This window comes from Nesterenkonia sp. NBAIMH1, from assembly GCF_007922635.1.
In the GTDB taxonomy this organism is placed as follows: domain Bacteria; phylum Actinomycetota; class Actinomycetes; order Actinomycetales; family Micrococcaceae; genus Nesterenkonia; species Nesterenkonia pannonica.
Genome location: NZ_CP042335.1, coordinates 1,096,758 through 1,110,017 on the forward strand (window position 1 = coordinate 1,096,758; position 13,260 = coordinate 1,110,017).

The window sequence follows — 13,260 nt, forward strand, 5'->3', positions numbered from 1 at the left end:
CGTGAGGAACCACGTGTTCTCCCCGGATAGATTAGTCCCTATGAGACCGACCGAACTGTCCGACCCCACCCGCCCGGCCGACTTCTCCGTTCCTGCTGCGGGCGAAGGCGGCACCTTCGAGTTCGTCGAGGGCACCAGCATGCTGTGCCTGGACGTGGACGGCACCATCGTCGATCACGACGGGCACATGACCGACGCTGTGCGCGAGTCCGGGCGCGCCGCGGTGGCTGCGGGGCACACCGTGGTGATCTCCACCGGGCGGTCCCTGCTGGCCACCCTGCCCATCATCGAGGCGTTCGGCATCACGCACGGCTTCGCGGTGTGCTCCAACGGCGGCGTGACCCTCCGCATCGACACGGCCCTGGAGGACAACTACGAGGTCATCGACCGACAGGTCTTCGACCCCGCTGAGGCGCTCGAAACCCTCGCAGGGCAGCTGCCGACGGCACGGTTCGCCATCGAGGACGCGGCCGGCCACTTCGTGGCCACCGAACGGTTCGAGGACCGGAGCTTCGGGCTGGTCGCCGAGCCCACAAGCTTCAAAGAGATGAAGCGCACCCAGGCGGTCCGGCTGGTGGTGAACTCCGAGGACTCCACCGCCCACGATTTCGCCGACGCCGTCCGCGGCATCGGACTGCAGGGCGTGACCTACTCGGTCGGATGGTCCGCATGGTTGGACGTGGCGGCGCAGGGCGTGACCAAGGCATCCTCCCTGGAGGGCCTGCGAGCGCGGATCGGTGCCCCGCGGGAGGCGACCGTGGCCGTCGGGGACGGGCTCAACGATGTGGAGATGCTGCAGTGGGCTCACCGCGGCGTGGCGATGGGCCAGGCGATCGACGAGGTGAAGGACGCCGCCGATGAGGTCACCGGCAGCGTCCACGAGGATGGGTTGGCGCAGGTTCTGCGCTCCGTCCTCAGCTGACAGGTCCTCCCGGGTAGGCCCCGGGCGCTGACCAGCGGTGCAGTCCCGCCCGGAAGGCAATCCCTGCCGCGACGAGGACGGCGGCGCCGAACACCCACCCGGACAGGGCCATGGCCTGCGTCCCGGAGAGGAGCACCCCGATGGTGCACCCCAGACCGATCATCGCGCCCCATCCGAGCAGCACACCGCCGAAGAGCGCCGTCGCAGAGCTGAAGCCGGTGGCACGCTCGATGCGAGCCCGCCGACCCGGCAGCGCAGCGGCCACGGATGCGAGCATGATGCCGACGATCAGCCACCCGTTGGTGGTGATCGTATCCACCACCATGGCCACACACCCGGCGAGACGCTCATCGAGGCCCGGCATGAAGGAATCCAGCAGCCCGGCCTCCGTCATCCCGGTCCGTGCGGAGGACGAGATCTGCTGAGTGACTCCCAGCGGCTGATCCTTGTAGTAGGCCACCACGGCCAGCAGGCCCACTCCGGCGCCAGTGGCCAAAGCGGGCCAGCGCTTGAAGAACACCAGACGGCGAACCTCCTGCGCATCCACCGTCCGCGTCCCCCGGCCCAGCACCGGCGGGTTCCACTTCAGCAGCCACACGCCCAGACCGGCCAGGACCCCCAGCTGCAGCAGCACGGCCACCACGTAGCCCCCGCCGGCGGGCAGCCATGGGGCTGGGGCCCCGAGGATGAAGCCTGAGTACATGAAGTCCCAGGAGAGGAAGCCGCCGGCGAAGCCGAGGATCACACCCGCCAGGGCCGGGATCGAGCGCAGATGCCCCTCCGGGAGGCGGTAGAGGTGGCCTGCGATGCAGCCCCCGGAGATCACCATGCCGACCCCGAACGCGACCCCGGCGATCACCAGTGCCAGCGAGACCGGGGCGATGTGCGCGTCAGTCGGCACCGTGCTCGACTGCGGATCGGGCACCCGGGTGGAGAAGATGATCGCGTACCCGATCATCCCGACCGCGATCGAGACGAGGATGGCGTACATCCCCCGCGAATCCCCCTTCTCGAACAGGTCCCGGAAGATGCAGAAGAAGCAGTAGCGACCCCTCTCGAACAGGATGCCCAGCCCGGCGCCCACCAGCAGCATCAGAGCCGCGTTCGAGCCGCCGAGCCCCTCGCCGGATGTGGAGTGCAGGTACCAGGCGGTTCCCAGGAGCAGAGCCGCCACGACGGCTGCCACCGCTGTGCGCACCGTGTCGGCCCTGGTCCAGCCCAGTGCCCGATCGGCCCTGACCTCAACCGTCATGCTCGGAGTCTCAGTCGTCATCATGTCCCCTCACAGCCGTGCCGCGCCTGAGCGCCGGCAGAGGCCTCAGGATCCTCCCCATACGCCGCCGCGCTCGCCGCTGGTGTTGGACACAGGCAGTCCCACGCTGTTGCCCCACTCGGACCATGAGCCGTCGTAGACCTGCACGTCCTCACCGAGGATCTGGCTCAGCGCGTACCAGGTGTGGGACGCGCGCTCTCCGATCCTGCAGTACGTGATGATGTCTTTGTCGAAGTCGACTCCGGCGTCGGCGTAGATCTCTCGGATCTCGTCCTCAGGCAGGAACTCTCCGGTCTCCTCGTCGACGATCGCAGACCACGTCACGTTCACCGCTCCGGGAATGTGCCCCCAGATGGAGGCGCCCTCCCCCTCGAAGATTTCTGGGTCCACCCCAATCTCGCCGGTGTACTCCTCGGCGCTTCGGATGTCGACCAGGTTGTAGTCCCCGGCGTTCTCACCGTCGGCCTCCGCATTGGTCGCCGCCACCTCGAGGACTTCGGGCTGCAGCGCGCGGATGTCGTGGTTCTGCGGCTGCGCCTCGAAGGACCCCGCCTCCACTGAGGGCTTCTCCTCGGAGAGCTCGCGGCCGTCATAGGCCTCCCATTTGTGAAGACCGCCGTCGAGCAGCCGGACGTCCTCGGCTCCGTAGAGGTTGAAGACCCACGCTGCGTAGGCGGCGAACCAGTTGTTGTTGTCGCCGTAGATGACCACGGTGGAGTCGTCGTCGATGCCCAAGCCCTGTGCCAGCTCGGTGAACTCGCTTTCGGAGATGAACTCTCGCGTATTGGCCTGGGTGAACTCGCTCGACCAGTTCACGGACTGGGCCTGGGGGATGTGCGCCTCGGAGTAGGGGGTCAGCTCTGAGGAGGCGAGCTCCTCGGAGACGTCCAGGAGCACGATGCCCTGTTCGTCGAGGTCGCCCTCGTCCAGCCGTTCGGCCAGCCAGTCCGTCGAGACCAGCGGCTCGTCGGTGTGCACGTCGTCGAAGCCGCGGCTCTCACCGGCGACGTCGGCGACGGCCACCGTCTCAGCGGCCTCGGCATCGGAGGTTCCCTGGGCGGTCTGCGACTGCGATCCGGCGTCATCGCCGCTGTTGGCCACCAGGTATCCGCCGGTGCCGGCGAGCGCTGCGGCGGCAACGACGGCGATTCCCGTCTTCAGTCCGGAGCCGCCGGACGTGCTCTTCGGCGTGGTGCTGCTCTCTGTGCTCATGAAGGCCCTCTCCCCCGATGGTCTGCTGCCGGCCCATGAGGGGACGGCACTTATATGTTCAAACCTTTCTGAACACCACTATGGAGGAGATCAAGGGAGAGAGCCAATCAGAGTTCACCAAAGTTCACATGCCGTCATATGTTCAGGTGTGACCAGCTGTGTGCTATCGGATGCGCACGGCGAGGGCGTCGGCGCCTCACCGCGAATGCACGGAGACGCGCACCTCCTGGTACCCCAGCTCCGGCATGCGGGTGGGCTCCGGCGGGGCCTCGAGCCGCAGCTCCGCGTCGGCGTCCAGGAGGACATCCAAGGCGATGCTGAGGACACCGCGGGCCAGATGCATGCCCACGCACTGGTGCCGGCCGCGGCCGAAGCCGAGATGCGCCGCAGCGTTCGGCCGGTCCAGCTTGAACTCGTGCGGATCCTCGAACACGGCAGGGTCCCTGTTGGCTGCCGCGTAGGTCATCGTCACCGGCTCCCCCGGCTCAATCCGCCTGCCGCGGAGCGTGATCGGCTCACTCACGGTGCGCGCGAAGCCCCGGTACGGCGAGTACAGACGGATGAACTCCTCCAGCGCCGCTGCGCGCCGCTGCGGCTGAGCCCTCAGCTGCTCCGCAAGCTCCGGGGACTCGAGCAGGTGCACCACCATCGAACCGATGAGCAGCGGCGGCGCCACCATCCCGACCACCAGCGACTGCCGCAGAGCCCCGACGACGAGATCCTCGGCCAAGGGCTCGCCCTCGTACCGCTCATGGAGCAGCGAGGATGCCGGATCAGTGTGGGGATCCCGGGGATGCTGACGCCGATCCTCCACCAGCCAGCGGGCCACCTCGTACATCTGCTCGCTGTGCTGGGTCACCTCCTCGCCGCTCTGCCGCCGCCACGCATCGACCCAGAGCGTGGCCGTCTCGGCAAGCCAGCTGCTCCTCTCCTCCTCCAGCCCGAGCCAGAGGCAGGCGGCCTGAGCAGGCAGGGAGGTGCCGAAGGACTTGGTGATGCTGCCCCCGCCCTCCTGCACGAAGGCTGCGAGGAGATCCTCGGCGATGGGGCGCAGCTCCCCCAGGAGCGACTCCACCCGCTGGGCCGACAGGGTCCGGCTCAGCGCTCGCCGGAACGGAGTGTGCCGAGGCGCGTCGAAGTTCAGAGGAGGACGGCGTATGCCCCGCGGGTCGCTGGGAACCACGGCCTTGACCGAGGAGATGTACGTCTCGGAGTCGGCGGCTGCCCGTCGGATGTCCTCGTGCCGGGTCAGGGCCCAATACCCTCCCTGATCTGCGGTGTAGGCCACCGGACAGCCGCTGCGCAGCCTGTCGTACACCTCATGGGCAGCCGCCGGGTCGTCGGTGCCGAGGGTGAAGTCTGCCGGAACAGTGCGTGCCATCGTTGCCTCTCCTTCTGTGAAGGCTCGTGAGCGTCGAATGCGGGAGGGTCAGAGCGAGATGAACTCCAGGGGGACGGAGTTGGTGCCCCACTCGGCCCACATCGCCATCCCAGGGTTCCCCGTCAGGGAGAACTCCGAGCGGGACAGCGCCTCCTCGAGGGTGACGCGCAGCATGATCCGCGCCAGGGGGGCACCCGGGCAGCTGTGCGTTCCGCGTCCGAAGCTGATGTGGTCGGCGATGTTCTCCCGCTCGAGCACGAACTCATCGGGATTCTCGAAGACGCGTGGGTCTCGGTTGGCCGCGGTGTACACCAGGGCGATGGGGTCGTCCTGACGGATCGTCTGCCCACCGACCTCCGTGTCCTCCCGCGCGGTGCGGGCCATGCCCCGATAGGGGCTGTACAGGCGCAGGAACTCCTCCACCGCCGCCGGGATCTTCTCCGGCGAGGCCCGGAGCTCATCCTGCAGCTCCGGGTTTCGGGAGAGGTGGACGAACATGTTGCCGATGAACACCGAGGGGGCCACCATGCCGGTGACGATCAGCTGCCGCACGCAGCCGAGCACCATCGGGGCGGGCAGCGGAGCACCGTTGTACTCAGCGTCCAGGAGGCCCGCCGTCAGATCCTCCTCGGGGTCGAATCCCCCCTGCGAGCGCGCGTCGATGATGTCCTGAGCGATCTCGTAGAGCCTCTTGCTCAGACGCTTGACCGTGTCGTGGTCCAGCACCTGGATCGCGTCGACATATTCGCCGCTCACACTCTTGATCTCGCTGCTGGTCTCCACCGACAGGTTGAAGAATTCGGCGAAGACGTGGGCGGGCAGCTTCTGGGCGTACTCGGTGGCCACATCGGCGTCGCCCTTCTCGATGAGCGGCGTGAGCAGCTGGGTGGAGCATTCCCGGACCTTCGGCTCCATCGCCCGCATCTTGGGCGGAGTGAAGAACCGGTTGATGACACGCCTGTAGGCCATATGCTCCGGGGGATCCAGATGCAGCGGAGGCCTCACACCGGTGAACGAGAAGGCCGGCACAGCATTCTGCTTGGTCGTGGTGAACCGGGAGATGTCGGTGATGACCTCCAGAAGCTCGTCGTAGCCGAGCATCGCCCAGAAGCCGCCGAAGGCCTGGCTGCGGGCCACCGGACACCGCGAACGCACCTCGCCGAGATCCCGGTGTGCGCTGTCGAAGGTCTCCGGGGCCTGGGGGTCGAAGTCGTGCCGGTCCCGGCCGGCGTCGAGTGCGGTCTGGTGATCCATCAGTTCAGCCCCAGCAGGGAGTTGATCTCGTCCGTGTCAGGATCCTCGATCTCGCTGGTCCGGGTGAACCGGTCCATGCCTTCGTCGTCGTAGGGAGAGATCGCGTCGGTGACATCGTTGAGCAGCGTGCTGCCCTCCTCGCCCATCAGGTATGCGGCCAGAAGCTGCGCCCCTGCCTGGTTGGGGGAGTCGTTGGAGATGCCGATCGCAGCCTCAGGTCCGGTGGTGGGCGACATTTCGACGATCTCCACCGGAGCGCCCTGCTCGATGAGGTTGTTGACTATGGCGCTGACTCCGGGGTGGCCGATCTGGCCTTCGCCCGCTGCCACGGCCTGGGTGACCGGCACGGCGCTGTCCAACCACGTGGGGTCGTTGTCAGCGACCCCCTCGAGGAACTCGTCGCCGAACTCCTGACGCATCAGCCCCCAGAAGGAGGCGTTCGCGGGCGAGGAGTCAGGTTCGGCCAGAAGCAGGCTTCCGGCGAACTCGGGGTCCGCGTAGTCCTCCCACTGCTCCAGAGGCGCACTGACCTCCTCAGTGTTGATCACCGCGTCGGTGGGGATCAGCGAGGCGATGGGAGTGGCTCCCTCATCGTCCCAGAACTCCTCCGGGAGCTCGTCGGCCATCTCGGGCATGTCGAGCTCGTCGACGGGGGTCAGCCACTCGTTGTCGAGCGCCTCGGCGAAGAAGGGGGACTGCGTCATCAGGATCAGGTCTGCCACAGCGGAGCCCGAGTCGGCCTCGGCGGAGTACCGCTGGGTGAGGTCTCCGGTCACCAGCCGGACCGGCCGGACCTCCACGCCGTACTCTTCGGTGAACTCTTCGGCGATGGTCCGCAGCGCGGACTCGTCGATCATGCTGTAGAAGGTGACCGCCCCTGCGTCCTGGGCCTCATCGACGAGCGCCTGGACCTCTTCGCTGTGGTCTCCTCCGCCCTGGTCGGCGGCCTCGGCCTCGTCGGCATCTCCTCCGCCGCATCCGGTGAGGACCAGAGCAGCGACTGAGATCGTGGGGATGGCGATGCGTGGTGTTTTCACAGTTGTTCCCTTCATAGAGCGTGCGAGGACTATTGGGTTTTCGATACGCCGAAGCGCTTTGAGATGACGATCACGAAGAACAGCACTGTTCCCGTGATCAGGACGAGGGTGGACGAAAGGGCAGCAAGTTCGGCGTACGAGCCGCCGTTGAACACCTCGAGGATGCGGAAGCCGAGCACCACGTTCTCCGTGCCGGAGAGAATCGCCGAGGCGGTCAGGTCCCCCACGATGCGGATGAAGAGCAGCGCCCAGCCCCCGACGAGGCCCGGCAGCATCAGTGGGGCGTAGACCCGGAAGAACGTCTTCCAGTCCTTGGCGCCAGATACGGTGGACGCCTCTCCCAGCTCCTTGCCCACCACTGCCACGGACGCATCCGAGGCGATCGAGGCCTGCGGCAGGTAGAGCGCCAGGTACCCGATCAGGAGGATGATCCAGGTTCCGCCGAGGTTGAACGGCTCCCGGCCCAGCAGCAGCAGGATGCCGACGGCGATGACCATGTTGGAGATGGACGCCGGCATCTTGATCGCCACATCGATTCCCTGGGCCAGGAGGGTTCGTCGGCGCTGCACGTAGAGGGACACGAGTGCGGCAGCCATGATGCCGATGAAGCCGCCGACGATGCCCAGTCCCATGCTGTTCATGAACGCTTCCCGGGTGCTGGGGTCCCTCACCAGCGTGGTGGCGAACGCTTCGAAGCTCAGCCCCGACCAGTCCACGTTGGGCGTCCAGTAGCCGTTGAGCGCGACGATGAAGAGGCCGGCCATGGGAAGGATGGTCGACACCAGCACATAGAGCAGCACCAGGCCGCGGACCACGGGCTTCCAGGGGCCCAGCTTGATGATGCCGTGCCGGCCGCCCTTTCCGCCTATGCTGCCGAAGCGTGCGGAGCGAAGAATGCGGAACTGGACGTAGTAGGAGATGCCCACGAAGACCATGACGATGGCGCTGAGTCCCAGGGCAAGGTCCTCATCCGGCGGATAGCTGAAGGTCAGCAGGTTCACGATCCGCACGGCGATGACGTCGATCTGCGCGGGGGTTCCGATGATCGCGGCGATGGAGAACATGCCGAACCCGAACCAGGTGCAGAGCAGGAAGCCGGCCCCGACCGACGGGGCGAGCGTCGGCAGCGTCACCTTCCGCAGGGTGCGCAGATAGCTTGCCCCGCTGAGGCGCGATGCCTCCTCGAGGCTCGAGTCGAACGACGCGAGGGCTGCCGCCACATTCATATAGACATAGGGCACGGCGTAGATCGTGTAGACCATGATGAGGCCGTACCAGGAGTTGATGTCGAAGGGGCCCGACTCCATATGGATGCCGACGAGCGACAGCGCGTCGCGGATCCAGGCGTTGAGCAGCCCTGCGCGCGGTGAGAGCAGCATGGTCCATCCCACGGCGCCCGCCACCGGGGGCAGGAGGAAGGGCAGATAGGGAAGGATGTCGTTGAGGATCCCCAGCCGCGCGTCCGTTCTCTGGTTCGCCCAGGCGAGGAGGAAGCCGATCACCACCGCGCATGCGCTGGAGACGACCACGACGACCAGCGTGTTGAAGACCAGCGATCCGAGGTCCGGAATGGCCAGTGTGCGCTCAAGGGCCTCGAGGGAGAAGCCTCCGTCCTTCCAGACCATCCCCACCACGACCTGAATCAGCGGCACGCACACAATGGCGATGAGCGTCAGGGCGATCAGCAGGGCAACGATGTCCAGCGATGAGTGGCGGCTCCTGAGTGAGGACCCGGGCCTGACCAGCGGCGTGATGGTCTTCATGAGACGACCTCTGCGGAGCGCCCTGCTGCGGACTCGGTGCTCCCAGCCTCATCCGAGGGGCGGCTGTCCGAGGAGTCCTCGAAGACCATGACGCACTCGGGATCCAGAGTGATCCACACGTGATCGTCGACGGAGAGCGACGTGGGCCGGCTGCTCCAGATGCGCATCCGGTCCTCGCCGCACTGCACGATGTACTCCGTGTGCGACCCCATGAAGAGCATGGCCTGCACCGTGCCGCTGATCGCATTCGTCGTGCCTGGGTCCTCCTGGGAGAGGCCGCCGTCCTCAGGCCGCCACAGCAGGTTGGCCTGCTTCGGCGTGGGCCGGCCGTCCCCCACTCGGATCGGCCCATGCGACGTGCGGAACACCCCGGCCGAGGAATCCCACGCACCGGCCATCCGGTTCGTCGAGCCGATGAAGGTGGCGACATATTCGGTCGCGGGGCTGCGGTAGATCTCCTCCGGCGTGCCGAACTGCTGGACCTTTCCCTGGTCCAGCACGGCGATGCGGGTGGCAAGCTCCATCGCTTCGGCCTGGTCGTGCGTCACGAAGATCGCGGTGAAGCCGAGACGACGCTGCGTGGCGAGCAGTTCGATGCGCAGCTGCTCGCGGACCTGTGCGTCGACGTTGGAGAGGGGCTCGTCGAAGAGCACCACCCGCGAGCCGTCCACCAGGGCACGGGCCAGGGCTGTGCGCTGCTGCTGGCCGCCGCTGAGCTGCCCGGGGTACTGATCGATCAGGTCCGAGATGCCGACTGTGGCCAAGGAGTCTTCTACCTTCTCCTGCATCTGGCTGCGAGACATCTTGCCGGCGCGTCGGTTCTCCAAGGGATAGCGCACGTTGTTGCGCACCGTCATGTGAGGCCAGAGCGCGTACGACTGGAACATCATGCTGAGATTGCGCTGCGAAGGCGTGACGAGCACACGCTCATCGCTGGAGAAGACGGTCTTGCCGCTGACTCGGATCTGACCCCGGTCCGGAGTCTCCAGTCCTGCGATGGTGCGCAGCAGCGTGGTCTTGCCGCATCCGCTGGGACCCAGGAGCACGACGAATTCGCCGGGCTCCACCACAAGGTCCGCGTCATCGATCGCTTTGACCAGAGTGCCGTCCCTGCGGGTGAACTCTTTGGTCAGCCGATCGATCTGTACTGCAGGCTCCACTGAAACCTCCGCCTGTCCGAACTGTCCGGAACCAGATGAGATCTGGATCACATTTCGTCGATAATTGTTGTCAACTTTTTGTCGCGCGTCAAGGGATTGACGATTATTGTTGCTCCCATGAGAGTCGCGGAGCAGACCATCGGCAGCAGCGGGCGCACCGGGGAGGACCGGGCGCAGAGGGCGCCCGAGTATCCTCGGACCCTGGAATATCCCGCTGATACTGACGATGAGGTAGCTGTGCAGAAGAGGTTTCTCGAAGGGCTGCGCGCCGAGATGGCCGAGGGCCCCAGGCCTCGCCAGCTGCTGGTCACCCTCATGGCCGACTACTGGATCACTCCAGGGGCGTCCGCGCCCTCGGGGGCCTTGGTGGACCTGCTGGAGGAGTTCGATGTGCCGCCCAGCGGAACACGGACGCTGCTGAGCCGGCTGTGCCGACAGGGCCGCCTCGAATCCTTCAAAGAGGGCCGCCGCACGTTCTACAGCATCGCCCCAGGGTCGCGCCGCAGGCTCGTCTCCGGATTCAGCGCCATCGCCCGCTTCGGCGCGGAGAAGGAGCCCGACCCCTTCATCTGGACCTGCCTGATGTTCTCCGTGCCCGAGGGCATGCGCACACGGCGCCTGCGCCTGCACAAGGGGCTGCGCTGGATGGGCTTCGCGCCGCTCTATGACGGCGTCTGGGTCAGCCCGCAGGCCGCCCGGGAGCAGGTCGATGCGCTGCTGAAGTCGCAGGAGATCAGCTCCGCCACCGTCTTCGAGGCGACCGCCTACAGCGCGGGGCTCACCTACGGGCAGCCCACTGACGCCTGGTCCATTCCGACCCTGCAGGATCAGTACGCCCGATTCCTGGATGAGGCTGGGCAGGCCCTGCAGCGCGTGTCGGAGGGGAAGGTCACCGCAGCCGAGGCGCTGGTCATGCGCACAGAGCTCATCAACGTGTGGCGGTGCTTTCCGCGTGCAGACCCGAGCCTGCCCCTGGGACTGCTCCCCCAGCCCTGGCCGCGCCAGGAGGCCGCCGAGCTCTTCTCGACGCTCTACGCCCAGCTCGAGCCGCTGGCGAGCTCCATGGTCCACAACGCCGTGGAGCGCCATTCACGGGCGCACATGACGTTCGTCAGCAGTCACAGAGTTGCCGATGCAGGTGCCATGGCGAAGCAGTTCGCCAACGAGCACTTGTATTTCACTTACTGACGTTCCAGCACATTTTTGACATGCTTCCGGTACCCTCGTGACCGGATGGCGTCAGACCCCTCACACCTCCTCATCCTGAGTCGCAGCGCGCAGCATGCGGCAGAGCGCACCGCAGCCCTTCGGCATCCGACCCGGGACAGTTATCAATCTGCATGATATTCTTCGTCCACTCATCAAATGTGATGGGGATCACAAATTCAGGAGGCTGTTATGAGAATCGGCATCCCGGCCACGTCGGCCCTCTTCCTCTCCGCAGCGCTGGCAATGACGGCATGCGCTGACGGCGGAGAGGAGACCGACTCGGACTCGCCCGCAGACCAGGGAGAGGCCAACGAGGACGCGCCCCTCTACGACGAGCTGCCCCAGGAGATCAGAGACGCCGGCAGCATCACCATCGCCGCAGACACCCACCCCCCGTACCGCACCATCGCCGACGACGGGACGATCACCGGCATCGACCCGGATCTGCAGGAGGTGCTCTCGGAGCAGCTCGGCGTGCCGTTCGACGTCCAGACCACCTCGGGCCTCGACGCGATGCTCTCGGGCATGCTCTCCGGTCGGTACCACGCATTCAACGGCCCCGTTCGGACCACTCCCGAGCGCGAGGAGGACTTCGACGCCATCGTATGGATGACGACCCGCACGTCCTACCTCTACCTGGAGGAGGCCGCCGACGATCGGGAGGACCCCGAGGCTCTGTGCGGCGCACGCGTCGCCGGGGTGACAGGCTCCGTCACCGAGAGTCAGCTGGAGCTCTACACGGAGTGGTGCTCGGAGAACGGCCTGGACGCCCCCGAGTTCATCGGCCTCGAGGACACCAACTCGACCATCCTGGCCCTGAACTCCGACCGCGCCGACTACGCGGGCACCACCCAGGCTGCAGCCCTGGACATCCAGGGCCAGAGCCCTGACGAGTACGGCTACATCGCACAGTCGGACGAGCAGGGAGCCGGCACAGACCTGCTGGCCATGTTCCTCCCACGGGACAACGACCTGGCCGAGCCCATGTATGAGGCGTTCCAGGCCATCTTCGAGAACGGTGAGTACGAGCGGGTCATGGAGGACTGGAACCTGCAGGACGCCTCCGTCGACGAGCCGTCCCTGAACCCCATGTCGGACGATGACTCATGACGGCCGTCAGCGCACAGCCGCACCTCCGCCACGACCAGGTCGCTGAGGAGCCGGACGCCGCGAACGCCCGCCCCCGCGTGATGCCCCTGCGCATCGTGGGATCGGCGCTGCTGGGCCTGATCACCCTCGGGGTGGCCGCCTTCCTCATCACGAACGAGCGGTTCGAGTGGCCCGTGGTCGCAGAGTTCCTCTTCGCCCCCACGGTGCTGGCCGGCCTCATGATGACGCTGGTGCTGACCGCGGTCTGCATGACGCTGGGGACCCTGCTGGGCACAGTGCTCGCCGCGGGTCAGCTCAGCGACTTCTGGCCCTACCGACTCGCCTGCCTGGTGTTCGTCGGCTTCTTCCGCGGAGTCCCGCCGCTGGTCCAGCTGATCTTCTGGTTCAACCTCGCCTACCTGCTGCCCCGCATCTCCATCGGCGTCCCCTTCGGGCCGGAGATCGCAGGATGGTCCACCAACTCGCTGATCACGCCGCTGACGGCCGCCATCATCGGGCTCTCGCTCCACCAGTCGGCCTACATGGCCGAGATCATCCGCGCAGGGCTCCTCTCGGTGGACCACGGCCAGCACGACGCCGCATCAGCCATGGGCTTCGGCAGATGGCACACCTTCAGCACCATCGTGCTACCGCAGGCCATGCGCGTGATCATCCCGCCCTCGGGGTCACAGGTGATCGCCCTGCTGAAGGGGACCTCCCTGGTCAGCGTCATCGCGATGGGCGATCTGCTCAACGCCGTCCAGACCATCTACAACCGCACCTACGACGTGGTTCCGATGCTGATCGTGGCCGTCATCTGGTATCTGGTCATCGTCACGCTCCTCACCCTGGTCCAGCGGCGAGTCGAGGCCCACTTCGGGCGCGGAACGAACCGTCCCGCACATCACCGTTCGAGAACGCGAGGCAAGACACGTGAAAAGCAGCCCTGACGCCGCCCCC

The 13,260-nt window shown here is 66.6% G+C and carries 11 protein-coding genes; 4 read left to right on the forward strand and 7 right to left on the reverse strand.

What is annotated here, in order from left to right; all coding sequences use genetic code 11:
* Positions 1-40 precede the first annotated feature (40 nt).
* Positions 41-922, forward strand: coding sequence for an HAD family hydrolase (locus tag FS388_RS05170; RefSeq protein ID WP_210410242.1), 882 nt, complete (start codon positions 41-43; stop codon positions 920-922).
* On the opposite strand, the gene FS388_RS05175 is transcribed toward FS388_RS05170, so the two are convergent.
* From FS388_RS05175 to FS388_RS13015, 7 genes are all read right to left on the reverse strand, one after another.
* Entirely contained in the window at positions 915-2,174 is a 1,260-nt protein-coding gene (locus tag FS388_RS05175; protein ID WP_168198599.1) for a YeeE/YedE family protein, read from the reverse strand. The two genes, FS388_RS05170 and FS388_RS05175, sit on opposite strands and share 8 nt — an antisense overlap.
* Positions 2,175-2,240: 66 nt before the next feature.
* On the reverse strand, positions 2,241-3,407 hold the full coding sequence (locus tag FS388_RS05180; protein WP_146340340.1) for a sulfurtransferase: 1,167 nt from the start codon (positions 3,405-3,407) through the stop codon (positions 2,241-2,243).
* A 196-nt stretch (positions 3,408-3,603) separates the two neighbouring features.
* Positions 3,604-4,788, reverse strand: coding sequence for a cytochrome P450 (locus FS388_RS05185; RefSeq protein ID WP_146340342.1), 1,185 nt, complete (start codon positions 4,786-4,788; stop codon positions 3,604-3,606).
* Between the two features lie 48 nt (positions 4,789-4,836).
* A complete protein-coding gene (locus FS388_RS05190; protein ID WP_146340344.1) occupies positions 4,837-6,042 on the reverse strand; it encodes a cytochrome P450 in 1,206 nt (401 codons plus the stop codon).
* Positions 6,042-7,079 carry an ABC transporter substrate-binding protein gene (locus FS388_RS05195; RefSeq protein WP_168198600.1) on the reverse strand — a complete coding sequence of 346 codons (1,038 nt, stop codon included), beginning with the start codon at positions 7,077-7,079 and terminating at the stop codon, positions 6,042-6,044. The genes FS388_RS05190 and FS388_RS05195 overlap by 1 nt, the downstream gene beginning before the upstream one ends.
* Before the next feature lie 29 nt (positions 7,080-7,108).
* On the reverse strand, positions 7,109-8,842 hold the full coding sequence (locus FS388_RS05200) for an iron ABC transporter permease (protein WP_146340348.1): 1,734 nt from the start codon (positions 8,840-8,842) through the stop codon (positions 7,109-7,111).
* Positions 8,839-10,002, reverse strand: coding sequence for an ABC transporter ATP-binding protein (locus FS388_RS13015; RefSeq protein WP_168198601.1), 1,164 nt, complete (start codon positions 10,000-10,002; stop codon positions 8,839-8,841). The genes FS388_RS05200 and FS388_RS13015 overlap by 4 nt, the downstream gene beginning before the upstream one ends.
* Positions 10,003-10,119: 117 nt before the next feature.
* Here FS388_RS13015 and FS388_RS05215 point away from each other — a divergent pair, with 117 nt between their 5' ends.
* The 3 genes from FS388_RS05215 to FS388_RS05225 all read left to right on the forward strand — a co-directional run bounded on the left by FS388_RS05215 (position 10,120) and on the right by FS388_RS05225 (position 13,250).
* Positions 10,120-11,190 carry a PaaX family transcriptional regulator C-terminal domain-containing protein gene (locus FS388_RS05215; RefSeq protein WP_146340350.1) on the forward strand — a complete coding sequence of 357 codons (1,071 nt, stop codon included), beginning with the start codon at positions 10,120-10,122 and terminating at the stop codon, positions 11,188-11,190.
* A 210-nt stretch (positions 11,191-11,400) separates the two neighbouring features.
* Positions 11,401-12,321, forward strand: coding sequence for a transporter substrate-binding domain-containing protein (locus FS388_RS05220; RefSeq protein WP_146340352.1), 921 nt, complete (start codon positions 11,401-11,403; stop codon positions 12,319-12,321).
* Positions 12,318-13,250, forward strand: a complete 933-nt coding sequence (locus FS388_RS05225; RefSeq protein ID WP_146340354.1) for an amino acid ABC transporter permease — start codon at positions 12,318-12,320, stop codon at positions 13,248-13,250. The genes FS388_RS05220 and FS388_RS05225 overlap by 4 nt, the downstream gene beginning before the upstream one ends.
* Positions 13,251-13,260 lie beyond the last annotated feature (10 nt).